This is a genomic window from Lysobacter sp. Root494 (assembly GCF_001427225.1).
In the GTDB taxonomy this organism is placed as follows: Bacteria; Pseudomonadota; Gammaproteobacteria; order Xanthomonadales; family Xanthomonadaceae; genus Agrilutibacter.
Genome location: NZ_LMFH01000005.1, coordinates 697,265 through 712,755 on the forward strand (window position 1 = coordinate 697,265; position 15,491 = coordinate 712,755).

Annotated in this window: 13 protein-coding genes and 1 pseudogene; 7 read left to right on the top strand and 7 right to left on the bottom strand. The window is 63.3% G+C overall.

What is annotated here, in order from left to right; translation table 11 throughout:
* Nucleotides 1-87: 87 nt before the first annotated feature.
* Together ASD14_RS06535 and ASD14_RS06540 are read right to left on the bottom strand one after the other, a co-directional pair.
* Complete coding sequence (locus ASD14_RS06535) at nt 88-1,299, bottom strand: MFS transporter (protein WP_056130705.1); 1,212 nt, start codon at nt 1,297-1,299, stop codon at nt 88-90.
* A gap of 46 nt (nt 1,300-1,345) precedes the next feature.
* Nucleotides 1,346-2,380: an alpha/beta hydrolase gene (locus tag ASD14_RS06540; protein ID WP_056130707.1), complete on the bottom strand. Its 1,035-nt coding sequence runs from the start codon at nt 2,378-2,380 to the stop codon at nt 1,346-1,348.
* A gap of 132 nt (nt 2,381-2,512) precedes the next feature.
* Between ASD14_RS06540 and ASD14_RS06545 the strand changes: the two genes are divergently transcribed.
* Both ASD14_RS06545 and ASD14_RS16020 read left to right on the top strand, forming a co-directional pair.
* Complete coding sequence (locus tag ASD14_RS06545; protein WP_056130709.1) at nt 2,513-3,397, top strand: LysR family transcriptional regulator; 885 nt, start codon at nt 2,513-2,515, stop codon at nt 3,395-3,397.
* A gap of 537 nt (nt 3,398-3,934) precedes the next feature.
* Nucleotides 3,935-4,651 carry a hypothetical protein gene (locus ASD14_RS16020; protein WP_157475140.1) on the top strand — a complete coding sequence of 239 codons (717 nt, stop codon included), beginning with the start codon at nt 3,935-3,937 and terminating at the stop codon, nt 4,649-4,651.
* 82 nt (nt 4,652-4,733) lie between these two features.
* On the opposite strand, the gene rph is transcribed toward ASD14_RS16020, so the two are convergent.
* Complete coding sequence (gene rph / locus ASD14_RS06560) at nt 4,734-7,352, bottom strand: rifamycin-inactivating phosphotransferase (RefSeq protein WP_235565323.1); 2,619 nt, start codon at nt 7,350-7,352, stop codon at nt 4,734-4,736.
* 120 nt (nt 7,353-7,472) lie between these two features.
* On the opposite strand from rph, the pseudogene ASD14_RS16025 reads away from it, so the two are divergent.
* Nucleotides 7,473-7,613 (top strand): annotated as a pseudogene (locus ASD14_RS16025) (hypothetical protein); the annotation flags it as partial.
* Nucleotides 7,614-7,822: 209 nt separating this feature from the next.
* Here ASD14_RS16025 and ASD14_RS06565 read toward each other — a convergent pair.
* Nucleotides 7,823-8,716 (bottom strand): LysR family transcriptional regulator, encoded by an 894-nt coding sequence (locus ASD14_RS06565; protein ID WP_056132204.1) that lies wholly within the window; start codon nt 8,714-8,716, stop codon nt 7,823-7,825.
* Nucleotides 8,717-8,867: 151 nt separating this feature from the next.
* Between ASD14_RS06565 and ASD14_RS06570 the strand changes: the two genes are divergently transcribed.
* Together ASD14_RS06570 and ASD14_RS06575 are read left to right on the top strand one after the other, a co-directional pair.
* Nucleotides 8,868-10,286: an MFS transporter gene (locus ASD14_RS06570; RefSeq protein WP_200947027.1), complete on the top strand. Its 1,419-nt coding sequence runs from the start codon at nt 8,868-8,870 to the stop codon at nt 10,284-10,286.
* Between the two features lie 200 nt (nt 10,287-10,486).
* The gene (locus ASD14_RS06575) at nt 10,487-11,770 is read left to right on the top strand and encodes an alginate export family protein (protein ID WP_235565325.1); all 1,284 of its coding nucleotides are present in this window, start codon (nt 10,487-10,489) and stop codon (nt 11,768-11,770) included.
* Nucleotides 11,771-12,049: 279 nt separating this feature from the next.
* Here ASD14_RS06575 and ASD14_RS06580 read toward each other — a convergent pair whose 3' ends face one another.
* Nucleotides 12,050-12,889 carry a LysR substrate-binding domain-containing protein gene (locus ASD14_RS06580; RefSeq protein ID WP_056130727.1) on the bottom strand — a complete coding sequence of 280 codons (840 nt, stop codon included), beginning with the start codon at nt 12,887-12,889 and terminating at the stop codon, nt 12,050-12,052.
* 111 nt (nt 12,890-13,000) lie between these two features.
* Between ASD14_RS06580 and ASD14_RS06585 the strand changes: the two genes are divergently transcribed.
* Both ASD14_RS06585 and ASD14_RS06590 read left to right on the top strand, forming a co-directional pair.
* Nucleotides 13,001-13,495, top strand: a complete 495-nt coding sequence (locus tag ASD14_RS06585; protein ID WP_056130729.1) for a lipocalin-like domain-containing protein — start codon at nt 13,001-13,003, stop codon at nt 13,493-13,495.
* A 65-nt stretch (nt 13,496-13,560) separates the two neighbouring features.
* Entirely contained in the window at nt 13,561-13,905 is a 345-nt protein-coding gene (locus ASD14_RS06590) for a 5-carboxymethyl-2-hydroxymuconate Delta-isomerase (protein ID WP_056130732.1), read from the top strand.
* A 146-nt stretch (nt 13,906-14,051) separates the two neighbouring features.
* On the opposite strand, the gene ASD14_RS06595 is transcribed toward ASD14_RS06590, so the two are convergent.
* Nucleotides 14,052-14,435, bottom strand: coding sequence for a cupin domain-containing protein (locus ASD14_RS06595; RefSeq protein ID WP_082538779.1), 384 nt, complete (start codon nt 14,433-14,435; stop codon nt 14,052-14,054).
* 389 nt (nt 14,436-14,824) lie between these two features.
* A complete protein-coding gene (locus ASD14_RS06600; protein WP_056130736.1) occupies nt 14,825-15,466 on the bottom strand; it encodes a hydrolase in 642 nt (213 codons plus the stop codon).
* Nucleotides 15,467-15,491 lie beyond the last annotated feature (25 nt).

Sequence of the window (15,491 nt, forward strand, 5' to 3'; positions counted from 1 at the left end):
AGCGCGTGCAGGCTTCCTTGCTTCGACAATCGAAGCGTGGAGCGCGAGGTGTTGAGCGGCATGCGACGTCTCCTGCTCGGCGTCAGCTCACGCGACTCGCGGTGCCTGAGAGCGCGACGTCAGCAGCGTCAGGAAGGCACCTGCCAGCAGTACGGCGGCGCTCGCCACGAAAGTGCTCCGGTAACCGCTGCTGTCGAACAACATTCCACCTGCGGTCGAACCCAGTGCGATGGCCAATTGGACTACCGCAACCATCAAGCCGCCGCCGGCTTCGGCATCGTCAGGCATCGTTTCCGCGATCCAGCTCCACCAACCGACAGGCGCCGCGGTGGCCAGCAATCCCCACAAGGCCAGCAGGACGGCGACGCCGCCAACCCAGGCCCCGAAAGGAATCAGCGCCAACGCAATCACCGCCATCAGCACGGGAATGACGATCAGGGCGCGATACACGCCACGCCTGAGGAACACACCGATTGTCGCCGTGCCGATGAAGCCGGCCACGCCAATGCCGAGGAGGATCAGTGAGAGCGTGGACACATTCGCGTGCGCGACCGTTTCCAGGAACGGCCGCACGTACGTGAACAACGCGAACTGCCCCATGAAGAACGCGCCGCAGGCCGCCATGCCGAGCACGATGGTTCGACGCTTCAGCAACCGCGACATGGAGCCGGACTCGTTGCTGCGCGCGGCCGTCATCGCGGGCAAGCTGATCCACTGCCAGGCAAGCGCGATGGCGGCCACCGGGATCAGGCAGAAGAACGCGCCGCGCCAGCCAATGATCGAACCCAGGTAGCTGCCCAACGGTGCAGCGATCACCGTGGCCAGCGCGTTGCCACCGTTGAAGATAGCCAAAGCACGCGGCACCTGTGCGGCGGGTACCAGCCGCATCGCGGTGGCGGCGGACAGCGACCAGAAACCGCCGATCACCACGCCGATCAGCGCGCGTCCGATCATGTAGACGCAGTAGCTCGGCGCGAGCGCGACCACCGTGCCGGATACGGCCATCAGGCCGGTCAGCCACAGCAACAGTGTCTTGCGATCCATGCGACCCGCCAACGCGGAGATCGACAGGCTCGTCAGCACCGCAAACGCACCGGAGATGGCGATGCCGTATCCGGCCGCGCCTTCGCTGACGCGCAGGTCGGCGGCCATCGGCGTCAACAGACTGACCGGCATGAACTCCGAGGCAATCAATGCGAACACGCACAGTGTCATGGCGAACACGCCGCCCCAGTGGGCGGGTCGTGCGCTTGCCTGATGCTGACCGACGTCTGCAGTGAGGTTGATGACGGTGCTCATGGTTGCGTGATGTCCGATTGCTGGAGCGGGGCAGCTGGGATCGTCCTCACTCCGCCGCCAGGTTCTGCTTGAAGAAGGCCGTCAACTTGTCGAAAGGAATGAGATCGGTGCGGTCGTAGAGGTCGACGTGACCCGCGTCCTTCACCCAATAAAGTTCCTTCGGTTGACCAGCCAGGCGGTAGGCCTCTTCGCTGAATTCCTTCGAGTGCGCCTGGTCGCCGGCGATGAACAGCATCGGACGCGGTGAGATCGTCTCGATGTCGTTGAACGGATAGAAGTTCATGAACTTGACGTTGCTGCTCAGCGTCGGATGCGTCGTCAGTTCGGGCGAGGAACTCGCCGGCGTGAACTCGCCGCGCGGCGTGCGGTAGAAGTCGTAGAACTCGCGCTGGATCGGATGCGTGTCCGCATCGAGCTGGTGCACGGTACCGCTGGTGTATTTCGTTTCCCCACCTTCGGCTTCGACCCAGCGCTGCCGTGCGGCTTCCGCGATGATCGCCTTGCGCTGTTCGACGGTCTGCGAGTGGTTCAGTGCATCGCGATTCGCCGCGCCCATGTCGTACATGCTCACCGTGGCGATCGCCTTCATGCGCGGGTCGATCTTCGCCGCGCTGATCACGAAGCTGCCGCTGCCACAGATGCCGAGCACGCCGATGCGCTCGCGATCGACGAAAGCTTGCGTGCCCAGATAATCCACCGCCGCGCTGAAGGCTTCGGCGTAAATGTCCGGAGCGACCACGTTGCGCGGCTGGCCTTCGCTCTCGCCCCAGAACGACTGGTCGATCGCCAGGGTAACGAAGCCCTGTTCGGCCAGCTTCTGCGCGTAGAGGTTGGAGCTTTGCTCCTTCACCGCACCCATCGGGTGGCCGACGACGATCGCCGGATAAAGGACGCCTTCCTTCCGGTCCTTAGGCAGGAAGAGGTTGCCCACGATTTTCATCCGGTACTGGTTGTTGAAGCTGACCTTTTCCGTGGTGAGCTGGTTGCTGGTGTAGAAGTTGTTCGCGCCGTGGGACATGTCGGCTCCAGTGGCAATGAGGGGACTGATCAACAGCGCGCTGAGCGCCAGAAGCTTCTTCATGGGATCTCCGCTTGGGGCTCCCGGACCAGGAGGCGGGGCCATTGTCCGCGCGGGCGATATGTTTGATTAGATGATGAATACTTGTAGGCCCTATTAGTCCTGCTAACCAATAAGCCATGCCACACTCGGCCCATGGCGCGACGCAACCTCAACGATTTGCTGGCTTTCGTGACGGTGGCCCGGGAGGGGAGCTTCACCCGCGCGGGCGCTGTGCTCGGGGTGTCCCAGTCCGCGCTTAGTCAGGCGATCAAGGCGCTCGAGGAGCGGCTGGAGATCCGGCTGTTGACCCGCACCACGCGCAGCGTGTCGCCTACGCCTGCGGGCGAACGGTTGCTGCACGCCATCGGCAATCGTTTCGACGAGATCGAGTCGGAGCTGGATGCGCTCACGGAGTTGCGGGACAAACCGGCCGGCTCCGTCCGCATCACCACAGGCGACCACGTCCTGCGCACGATCCTGCTGCCCAAGCTGCTCCCGGTGATGCATCGCTATCCGGACGTGCGGATCGAATTCGATGTGAGCTATGGATTCCGCGACATCGTCGCCGACCGTTTCGATGCCGGTGTGCGCCTCGGCGAAAGCATCGACAAGGACATGATCGCCATGCCGATCAGTCCGAAATTACGCATGGCGGCGGTTGCTTCACCGGCTTACTTTGAAAGGCACCCGGTGCCGAAGGTCCCGGCGGATTTGCAGCGGCACAACTGCATCAACATCCGCTTCCCGTCGGGTGGTGTGTATGTATGGGAGTTCGAGCGTCGCGGTCGGGAGGTGAACGTGCGCGTCGAAGGCCAGGCGATCTTCAACACCTCGCCCCACATCGTGCTGGCGGCGCTCGATGGCCTGGGCATCGCATTCCTGCCGGAAGAAGAATTCGCGCCGCACATCGAGGAAGGCCGCCTGGTCCGTGTGCTACAGGACTGGTGTCCACCCTTCGCCGGCTATCACCTTTACTACCCGAGCCGCCGCCAGCATTCGCCGGCGTTCTCGCTCGTCGTGGACGCTCTGCGGATGTAGTTGCTGGGATCGAAAAGATCGCAGACAGGGCCGAAACCCGTGCTGCAATCGTGAAGTCCCCAGTGAAAAGGCGCCCGCCGGGGTTTTGATAACGAACAAGCTCTTAAGCCGCTCTAATTTGAGGGCCTTATTGTTGCGACACGAATGAGAGAACTTCTTTGCAACCGAGGGAGGGATTGGCCCTTTACGGCCGGGTCAAACTGGTCCCGATCTGGCATGGTCGGACCCGCATTATTGCGCGGAGGTTAACGTGGACGACTGCGCCCGCTGGCCCAGTCATGCCCATCACAAGTGAGCCGTTTGTTGGAAAGGCTATCCATTGTGATGCAGCGTGGCCGACCCGCGCGCTAAGTAGGAAGAACGGAAATGTACGTTTGCGTGGCGGCTGGGGGACGCCCTCCCGAGCCTCGCTTTGCTTCGCTTGTCGCGCGGGTGCCTACTCGCGATAAGACCGGGGTCCCCGAGGATGCGGATTAGGTTGTAGCGACGGCCTTAGGGCTGCGAAAGCCGCTCGCCGTCAGGACGTCAAGGGCCGCAATGACGGGGCAATCCAGTGAACTTTGTGGTGAGGATGGCATGTTGTTTCGATCGACTCTAGTTTTACTCGGCCTGGCTTTAGCTGCACCGCAAGCTCAGCCGCCGGCATCGGTGCCTGCAGGTCATGTGGTACGCAATCTTGTGGTCTATCCGGGCAGGCCAGAGCTGCACGTGGCAGTTCTTCCTACGGCGACATACCTCGGCGGCGACCGCTTCATCCTCAAAGAGCTCAGCGATTGCGAGATGCACATCTTCGTCGAGGCCGACGTCCATCGAAATGTACGTCGATTTTACTGGGTGCATTTCGAGTCATACCTGGCGAATAGACCGACCGATCACATGACCTATGGAGATATCGATCGTCGATCAAACGGTTGGGGAATGACGATTTGGGTAAGGGCGGAGCCCACGCGGTCTTCGCGACCGCCGCAACCAGGTTCGGATACCGAGCATTTCCGCAACATCATCCTGCGCGCGGGATACAGGATGCCGGCCGAGATGATGTCGGCGCGCCTCGTGCGGTTGCTCGATGATCCGACGAATACAGGATATGGACGTCGAGAGCTCATGATGATTTACGGTGAGGATCTCGCCGCGGCTAACGTCACGTACAACGATGTGACCGTCAATGGCGAGCCGAATGCCCGCTGGTCGGCACTCGAAAAGCCACTTCTGAGCCGCGCCTTGAAGGCATTTCAGGTCACATCGCGCTGGTGATCGATGCCTTGGCTATATCTCTGCAGACTACCAACGGCGTGGCTGGCCACCTGTTGACCTGGCATCTGCCGGTGCTGACCCGCTAGGGCAGGATCTCGACGTATCCGTCCGTTCCATGCACGCGGATCCGCTGCCCGTCGCAGATCAGACGTGTGGCGTGCTCCACGCCTACCACGGCGGGCAAGCCGTATTCCCTCGCGATGACCGCGCCATGGGTCATCAGTCCCCCGACCTCCGTCACGAGGCCCTTGATTGCAACGAACAGGGGGGTCCAGCTGGGATCGGTGAACCGTGTGATCAGGATGTCGCCCGGCTCGAGGTCGGCCTGCTTCATGTCGAAAATGACGCGAGCGCGCCCCTCGACGGTGCCTGAGGAGACGGCAAGGCCCACCAGCGCACCTTCGGGAAGATCATCGCTCCGATAGGCGCCAGCGACGCACTCGCCTTCGGAGGTGAGCACGCGTGGTGGCGTGAGCGCGTGGGCGGCCTGAAATGCTCCCTTGCGCTGGGTGATCAGTTCGTCGTCCACGCGTCCGCCGCGCGTCACGTCGTGCAGCTCGTGGAAGCGGAGATAGAAGATGTCCTCGCGTTCACGCAGCACGCCCGCCTGGACCATTCTGTCGGCTTCAGCCATCAGGGCCTGCTTGTAGACGAAGTAACGGACGGTCATAGCGTACTTCGGGTATTCGCGGTAGCCGATAAACGTGCGCAGGCGGTCGATCATGCGCTTCGTCTCTTCGGCCTTGCGTTCGCCGTTCGGCAATGCGCGCAGACGCTGCAGCACTTCCTGTTCCTTCTCGCGCGCTTCCTGCAGGCCCTGTTGGAAGCGCCGTGCCGCTGCGCCCGCGGCCACGTTCCGGATATTGCCGAGCAGAAGCGGCAGCATCATCGATGGGCGTTCGCTCCAGCGCGGATAGGTGATGTCGATCTCGCCAACGCAGCGCATGCCGTACGTGTCGAGCCACGCCAGCAGTGCATCGTGTGCTTCGCGCCCCCCAGCTAGACCGGGCAGTGCGTCCAGGAAGTCGTCGGTGTCGACCTGCTGCAGGAAGCCCACTACCGCTGGATACCGGCGGATGATGTCGGCCACGTCCATCAAGGACAGTCCCATTTCCGAAGTGACGTTGCCCGGGACGGAGCGCGTGAGAACGTCGGCCACGTTTTTCTCGCCCAGCCAATCCTGCAGATGATCGTTGAGCCACCAGGTGGCCTCGATGCCCGTCATGAGGACGCGGAGACTCTGCGGATCGAACGCCAGCCGGTTCATTTCCTTGGCGTCATCGAGGATGAATTCGAACAACGCCGACCCGGACTTGCCCATGATGTCGCGCTTCGCGGCAGCGATGGAGGCTTCGTTCTGCGCGATCAATGCATCAACGACGGCCGGATCGGCCTCAATGGGCGAGGGCGTGTTTGCGGCAGGCGCTGCACCTGCCGGCGCATCTGACAGCGGGATGAAGTCACGGTCGATCAGGGTCTGCAGCGCATCGCCGATCAACGGATCCGATTTTCCCAGCATGTCCATCAGCCCGGCGCGGCCAGCTCGCGATGCCAACGCGCGGGTGACATCCACGAACATGCGGCTGCCGGCCTCGAGCATGCCCGCGTTTGAGAGCTGACGAACGGAGATGCCGAGCGGACGCATCGGGTCGGTCATCATCTGCTGATGACCGACGGAGACGTAGACGTGGAGCGCGTCGTCCCTCGCAGCAGGGATGGGAAACAACGTGGTGATCGGGCGGCTCTGTACGATGTGGAATGCATCACCTGCCAGGCACCACTCGATGTCCTGCGGGCTGCCGAAGTGCATCTCGATTCGTTGACCCAGTTGCACGAGTTCCAGCACCTGTGCATCCGCCAGCGTGGGCCGCGACTGTAGTTCCGGCGGAACCGCATGCCTCTGCACGCCGCCGGCTGCCGAAGCGTGCATCGCGAGCGTCTTGGTGGCGACGGTGGCGTCGATGAGTTGGCCGTTGCGCACCTTCCACGTGTCCGCGTTCACCAGTCCGGACACCAGTGCCTCACCCAATCCGTAACAGGCCTCCACCGTAGCGGTTCTGCGGTGGCCGGTGACCGGATCGGCAGTGAACAACACGCCGGACGCCTGCGGAAAGACCATCTGCTGCACAACCACGGCCATGTTCACCTTGCGGTGGTCGAAGCCATTGCGTAGGCGATAGATCACCGCGCGTTCGGTGAACAGTGACGCCCAGCACAGGCTGACGTGCCGGAGGATCGACCCACAGCCAATGACATTGAGGTACGTGTCTTGCTGGCCGGCGAACGAGGCATTTGGCAAATCCTCCGCCGTCGCGCTGGAGCGGACGGCATAGGCGGCCCGCTCACCGAGGCGGGCGATTGGGCGCGTGATCGCTTCCACCAGGTCGCGAGGGATGGCAACTGCTTCGACCGTTCCACGGATCTCGGCACTCAGTACCCGGATCGCCTCACGATCGTCCGGAGCCAGGTGCGACAACCGATCGAGCATCACTTCAATCGACGGTGCTTCAGTCATGACCCGCTGGAAGGCCGCCGTCGTTACGCAGAAGCCGGGTGGCACGTGGACACCTTCAATTCGTGAAAGCTCCCCCAGGTGCGCGCCCTTGCCGCCAACTACTGCGACCTGTGCCTGACCGATCTCCAGGAAATCCAATGCATAGCAACCCATCTGCTCGCTCTGTCGTGCGCTCTCTGTGCTCATTCCGCTAACTCCTGGTTCCGTGGGCTCATTTCGGTCGGCGATTGGGCCTCACAATCGGGGGCTTGCGGCAAGCCCCGGGGGGCGTAAGATGTTTGTAGGGAGAGGACAGGCGGTGATTGCGCCTCCGACGTCGCGGTAATCGACTATTTGCATGGCCTGCATCCGGATCAGCGCTTGATCTGGATTGATGCCCACCTCGACGCGAATACGCCGGAGACTTTTCCAGGCGGCAACTTAGTCGGTTCTCACGCTGACCTCTGACGACGATGAAGCCCGTGAAGGCAGCCGGGTGATTACGAAACTCTGCGAGGCAGCCATCGATCCGTGAGACTCGGGCCTGCTGTCGCGGCGCTCACGCTGATGTCCACTTTGGATCGAAAGCGGACATGCTCATCGACCCTCAAGCGGCGCACGCACGTTGCAGCGTGATAGGTACTCGCCGTTGACGCGGCACGACCCGGATGAAGCACTCACCACGCGTCGTGGCGGCACACGTCTACAACGACGGTTCTAAGCCACTCGTGCGCAGGGTCCGCGTCCAGGCGCGGGTGCCAGAACAACGAAATCGTGAACTGCGGTACGTCCAGAGGCAGTGCCAGAGGGTGCATGCCGCGCCACAGGCTCCGAGTGTGGCGTTCGGGAACCGTGGCGATCATGTCCGACTCGCCCGCAAGCAAGATTGCCGGACCGAAGCCACCGACGGTCACCACGCCGTTGCGAACCAGACCGAGTTGTTCCAGTGCATGGTCGACCGGCGCCATTTCCAGGCCGCGACGCGAGACCAACACGTGATCGCCTGACGCGTACCGTTCGGGCGTCAACTTGCCCCTGCCCAACGGGTGGCCTTTTCGAACCACTGCGACGAACCGGTCTCGAAAGAGACCTTGCGTCCGGATTTCCGGTCCCATGGATTTGCTGGTGACGCCGGTTTCGAGATCCACGACGCCGTCGCGCAACAGAGTGCTGTCTTTGTCCAGCTTCGGCACGAACCAGAGTCGGACGTGCGGGGCTTCTGCAGCAACGCGAGCGAGCAGGGCAGGGCCAAACGTTTCGACGAATCCTTCCGTGCTGCGGATTGCGAATGTGCGTGCAAACGTTGCGAAGTCGAGTTTCAGGGCGGGGCGGAGCACGGCGTCGGCATCGTCGACAACCTGCCTCACCCGGTCGCGTAGTTCGAGGGCGCGAGGGGTCGGAACAAGCCCGCGGCCAGCGCGCACGAGTAGCGGATCGCCCGTGGCCTCTCTAAGGCGCGCAAGGGCGCGACTCATTGCGGACGCACTCAACTGCAGGCGCCGTGCGGCACCGACGACGCTTCCTTCAGTCAGGAGAACGTCCAGAGTCACCAGCAGATTGAGGTCGGGCATGGCCACCTCCAACAACTAGCACGAATCGGCCAGACATGGCGTTTGACGCACGAATAAATTTCCGTTCGTGCGTCTTCCGCCATCTGTCCCAGGTTCCTAGGCTCTGTCCATCCCGGCGGCACGTGCCGTCCAGGGTGTCCGGAGAGCCGCCATGTCATCCGCCGCTTCACCTGCCCAGACCATCCCGGTAGCCGCCACCGGAACCACCCTGGTTCTTGGCTCCTTGGCCTTGCCCATGCTGCTTTCGTCGCTTGGCACCAGCATCGCCAATGTGGGGCTGCCGACGCTGGTGTCGGCATTTGGCGCGTCGTTTCAGGCGGTCCAGTGGGTCGTGCTGGCCTACCTCCTGGCCGTAACCACCCTCGTAGTCAGCGTTGGGCGCCTGGGCGACCTGATCGGCCGGCGGCGCCTGATGCTGGTCGGCATCTCCCTCTTCACCGCGTCATCCATCGCCTGCGGCGCGGCCACCGAACTGTGGTTGCTCATCGCTGCCCGAGCCGGCCAGGGGCTTGGTGCGGCCGTGATGATGGCACTGTCCATGGCCCTGGTGGGGGATGCCGTGCCGCAGGAGCGCGCGGGCCAAACCATGGGTTTGCTTGGAACCATGTCTGCCGTGGGTACGGCGCTCGGCCCTTCGCTTGGAGGCCTGCTCATTGCAGCAGTCGGCTGGCGGGCCGTGTTTCTCATCAACCTGCCGCTCGGGCTCATTGCGCTCGGGTTGGCGTACCGCGCGCTTCCGGCCGACGCCCCACACGACCGCAGGACGTCTTTCGATCTGGTCGGCTCCGGCTTGTTGGCGGGAACGCTGGTCGCGTATGCCCTTTCCATGACGCTCGGAAAGGCGACCTTCGGTCCGAAGAGCATTGCGCTGCTGGTCATCGCTTTTTTGGCGGCGGCCCTCTTCGTGTCCATGCAGTCTCGGGTCCGCTCACCGCTCGTCCGCATGAGCCTCTTCAGCGATCGCGCGATCAGCGCCGGCTTTGCGATGAGCGCGTTGGTCACAACGGTCGCGATGACCACCCTCGTGGTCGGGCCGTTCTATCTGTCCAAGGCGCTTGGCCTCACCACCGCTACCGTGGGATTGGTCATGACGGCAGGCCCCTTCGTCGCAGCGTTGGCGGGCGTCCCCGCCGGACGCGCCGTCGACCGGTTCGGCTCTCGCATCGTCATGCTCGCCGGTCTTTCCGCCATGTCCATCGGCTGCCTGGCGCTCGCGCTGTGCCCGCTGGAGTTCGGCATCGCGGGCTACATCCTGCCGCTGGTGTTCACAACGGCGGGCTTCGCCACCTTCCAGGCCGCGAACAACACGGCGGTCGTTTCGACCACGCCCGCGAACCAGCGCGGTGTCGTGTCCGGACTGCTCACGCTCTCTCGCAACCTCGGCCTCATCACCGGCGCGTCCGTCATGGGGGCGGTGTTCGTGCGCGGCACGCATGCCACGAGCGTTGCCGAGGCCAGCCCTTTCGCCGTCGCATCGGGCGCGCACGTCGCGTTCGGCACCGCGGCGGCGCTCGTCGTCAGCGCTCTGGTCTTGGCCGTGCAATTCGCCAAGCCGGCATCTCGCACCTGAGGTCCGTCGTGCCTACGTTTGCCCGTAACTGGTCCGCCATTGCCCTTTCCCTCGCGTTTGGTTCCACCGCACTGCAAGCCGCTGCCGCAGGAGCGGAGAAGTGTGTTGGCACGTCAGACCCTGGCCAGTCGGTACCCACACCGGCAGACCCCTATCCGCTCATGGCAGCCGGTTGGGGGCCCGAGCTTGGCAATGGCCTCATGGCCAGCCGGTGGGTCGAGGACTGGTCGGGCGTCGCGAACGCGGGACATGCGGCGCCTGGCAAAGCCACCGCGACGGGCGCAGGTCACCTCACTCTGAGCGGTGAAATACGCGTGCGCGCGGTGGCGAGCGACAACGCGCAACTCGTCGAGGGCAGCGACGTTCGGCAAAACCAGCTGCGCGCAATAGCCGGCGCTCACTGGGAACTGGGTCCGCACATTCGCGCGTATGCGGAGTTGGGTGCAGGCCACGTCGACGACGGGCAGGCAGTTGCTCCGGCGAATTTCCAGAACGACGCGGCCCTGCAGCAGGTTTTCGTGGATCTTCGCGCGACGCCCGAGGACGCGATGCTCGGCGCGATGTTCGGGCGTCAGGAATTTTCAGACGGCCCGCGACAGCTGATCAGCCTCAGCGATGGACCGAACCTGCACCGCACGTGGAATGGCGTGCGGCTGTACGGCCATGGGCCACGCATGCGCGTCGGTGCGTTCGACCTCAAAGCAACGCGTTTGGGCGTCGGCGCGCTGGATGAAACAGTGAATTCGGGTGAACGACTTCGCGGTGTTACTGGCAGCTTCATCGTCACGCCGGGCCATGGACCTAATACCTATCTCGATCCGTTCTGGTATCGGACCGACAACAACGCCTATCGCCTAGCTGGCGTCCTGGGTACGGACCACCGAGACACCTACGGCGTGCGCCTGTGGGGCCGTTCCGGTCAATTCCGCTTTGATTGGACCGCGGCCCGCCAGACCGGCGACACCGTCAATGGACGTCGCGTTGACGCGTGGGCGCTTTTCACGGTGCAGAGCCTCGCGCTATCGGAAGGCGGTTGGAAGCCGCGACTGACGTCCCATGTCGATGTCGCGTCCGGCGGCGGCGGATTCGACGGACGTTCCGTCCACGACTTCAATCCGCTCTACGCGAGTTCGAACTACCTCGGCGAAGGGCAGTTCCTGGGGCTGACGAACCTGATGATCGTTGCCCCTGGCGTTACCGTTGCTCCGACCCACAAGACGTCGGTTGCCCTCGAATACGGTTACGCGCGGCGGCTCGATGAGAAAGATGCGATCTACGCTGGCGGCGGTCGCGTCTACGGCGGTACCGAGCACACAACCGGTCACCACATCGGGGATTTGGCTCGCCTCACGGGCACTTGGTCCGTCAATCGTTACCTCGGTTTTCGCCTGAATGTCGAACACCTGCGCCCCGGCGGCGCCCTGCAGCGCGCCGGATTTACATCGGGCACCTACACCTACCTCGACGCCACGGTGCGCTACTGATGGACACGACACTCACCCACGAACCATTGCGACACCTGTCGCCCCGACCACGCACGCGGACGACGCGCGTCTGAACTTCTTTACCTCCGGCCCCGAGGCCATGCAGGCGAAGTCCGTGCTGGACCAGCGGTCGCACGCTCCGATCTGGAGCGCTCGCTCGTCGAACTGATGCGCAGCCGTGTCTCCCGGATCATGACAGTCCCGGCAAAACGCACACCCATGCGAAATGTCCGCTATTGGCCAAAAGCGATCATTGCGGTTGACGACCACCCGGTTCCCTCACTGGAAGGCCAGCGTGAGCACGCGCAAGGCTTCGCGCGTTCGCCGGTCGCTGAGGTTGCTGTAGAGCATCACGGCCTGCGAGCGAATCGGCGGCAGCGACAGGACCCCGCTGACGTCGACCGTGCCCGGTGGTGCCGCGCGCCGCGCCAGTACCGCCACCGCGAGGCCGGCGACAGCAGCGGCACCCAGGATCGCGGCGCCCTTGCCGACGAAGACCTCGCGCCATTCGATGCCAGCGCGGTCGAGTGCGCGTACTGCCTCGATGCGGACGCGGCACGACTCGCCTTGCGTGGCGAGTGGCAACGGCTGGCCGGTGCGTGGCTCCCAGCCGGCCGCCGCGAACCATGAAAAGGATTCCTGGCACACCACCTTGCCTCGCTTGCCGCGATCCTCGGGGCGCAGCACCAGCACGGCGTCGAGTTCGCCCTGTTCCAGGCTTCGCATGAGTTCGTTGGTGCCGGCGATGCGCATCTCGACCCGCAGGTTCGGATCGTGGTCGCGCATCCGCGCCAACAGGAACGGAAGTTCGCTGCCGACCAGTAGCTGGTTGATGCCGATCGCCAACCGGCGCTGCTCCATCTCGAAGGCGGCGGTTGCGCGGTCATGGCACGACACCAGTTCGCGCGCCACGCCGAGAAAGGCCAGCCCTTCGGCCGACAGGCGAACCTGCCGCGGCGTCCGTTCCAGCAGGCGGCGGCCGAGTTGCTCTTCCAGGCGCCGCAGCTTGAGGCTGATGGCGGACTGGGTGGTGCCGAGCACGTCGGCTGCCCGGGTGAAGCTCTGCAGGTCGGCCGCGAGCAGGAAAGCCCTGACTGCATCCACGTCCATCGCTTTCATCAGGATGATTGGCTTTTGAAATGACAGATATCTTTGTAGATGCGTTTTTCGTATCTATCAAGCGGCCTAGGATGGGTCCGGTCGATCTCCGACCCATGAGGACTCACCGTGATGAAACCACTGACCGCCGCACTCGTCGCCATGCTGGCTGGAATGGCTGCGCGTGACGCGCACGTGCCGGCACGCGCGTTCCCACTGCAAGGCACCTGGACCCTGGCCGCCGCGGACAAGGTCCTGCCGGATGGCAGGACGGCGCGGGACTACGGCGAGAACCCGAAGGGCAGGCTCGTCGTCGATGGCAAGGGGCGGTATTCGCTGCAGATCTTCAAGTCCGAACGCCTGCAGTTCGCCAGCGACAGCAAGGCCGATGGCAGCGCCGACGAATTCAGGTCCGCGGTCACGGGCAGCAGTACCCACTACGGCACGATGACGTTCGACGAACGGGCAGGGGTGCTGGTGTTCTCGATCGAAGGCTCGTCCTTCCCCAACTGGGAAGGCACGACCCAGAGGCGCCAGTACAAGCTGGATGGTGCCGAGCTGCGTTACGAAGTGCCGCCCCGCCCGGATGGGAGCATTCCGGTTTCGGTGTGGCACCGGCTTGATTGAAGCCTCTCTTGTTTCCGTTCGAAGGCGATCACGCCACCATTCATGCTTCAACCGCTGGAGCCACCATGCCGCACTTCGTAGTCGACTGTTCCCAGGGAATACTTCAGGTTCATGACGAAGAATCGATCATCGCCCGGCTGCATCGAGCGGTGAATTCTTCAGGGTTGTTTGAAGAATCGGACATCAAGATCCGTGTACGTCCCTTCGGCATCTATGCGACCGGCGGAGGACGTGAGGATTTCATTCATACCTTCGGCTGGATCATGCAGGGGCGCAGCGTCGAGCAACGCGCTGCCTTGTCGAAGGCCATCGTCAGCGAGCTGGCGGAGATGTTTCCACGGCTTCCTCGCATTGCCGCGAACATCGCCGAGTTCGAACAGGCGACCTATTTCAATCGCGCAATGATGTGAATGGCCAATTTCCGGAGTTTCGCAGCGTCTGCGCATGGGAAGAATGAGCGATCGCTACGGGTGAAGGCAGTCACTCCGAATCGCTTCTGACACGTCGTGCCTGCAACCGCCGCATACCGATACAGACTCGCCGAAACCTCCGGCAGTCAAAGAAAGACCGCCTCGGTTTGCTGTTTCTCGAAGGTCACGTTGACCGTGCGCCCAATTGCGCGCGTGCGGTGCACGGTGCCTGCCGGTACCACCAGGCACTGCCACGGTCCCAATCTCGCCCGTACGCCTTCATCGAAATCAATCTCGAGTTCGCCCGCCACCACCAGGAAGAGCTCGTCGGAGTTCGGATGGTAATGCCAGCGATATTCGCCCTCGAACACGGCCAGCCGCATGCAATCGCCGTTTATGTCCACAAGCACGGTGTTGCTGTAGGCGGCACTCACCTGACGTTGTTCGGCTTGAATATCCACGACCGTCCTTGCCGGAAAGCGTGCCGCTTCCGCGGTGTAGCTCCGGGCATTCGGGAATTCGGTCTTCATCGTGCATCTCCATCGGAGGCGCCAGGAAACGCTGGCCGGTACAGGCTGCAACGACTGTGGTCGGTTGGGGCCGCGGCCAATGAAACACTGTGGGCCGCACCTCATCGGACGCGTGAGCCTCCGCCAGTTACTACAGGATTTTTTCCGGGTTGCGGATCGGCCAGCCTATGCGCCGGATTGGCTGACCGAAGAGGGGAGTCCGCGGGCTTGCTCGCCGGGAGAAGACGATGCCGTTGTAAGGGACGAGATCGACTGCCGCTTGCCAACGTTCGATCGCGTAATTGCGCGGGCCCCACATCGGGATCTTTCGATCATGACGCCGGCTCGATTTCGAAGATGGCTCGAAGAAGCGGCAAGGCTCCCCCGCGGGGGAAGCCTTGCGCACTGGTTCATTCGGCGCGGTCGTACGAGAACTGGATCCCCGGCGTACCACCGGTTTCGATAAACAGATCAAGGAAGGCAGGCACCGTGTCCTTGCGCTGCCAGTCGCGTTGCAATTCGCAGAACAGCTGCACCACGCTGATCAGCTTGCCGCCTGCCTGCTCGATGCGCCGCAGCGCGGCTTCGTGCGCGGCAACCGAAGTGCCACCGACGGCGTCGACTACTACATAGACCTCGTAGCCCTCCTTGAGCGCGTCCAGCGCCGGAAAGGTGAGGCAGGCTTCGGTCCATAGCGCGGTCATGACCAGCTTCCTGCGGCCGGTGGCCTTCACGGCTGCGCGGAACTCGACGTCTTCCCAGGAGTTGATCGTGGTCCGGTCGTAGGTCGGGACATCGCGCAGCACCTTGCGCAGGTGCGTAATCGGCGGCTTGTTCAAGCCGGTCTTGACGTTGACGGTGGAGTGGACGATCGGGAGGCCATACGCGACGGCTGCCTTCGCGGCGCCGACAATGTTGTTGACCAGCAACTGGCGGTCCATCGAGGCGATGGAATTCACCTGCACGGGCTGGTAGTCGATGATGATGAAAGCCGCGTTCTGGGGGGTAAGCAGTTGATCGCTGACAGGATCACGGATGGGTTCGCTTGCCATGGAGGTGCTCCGTTGGGATGTGGCG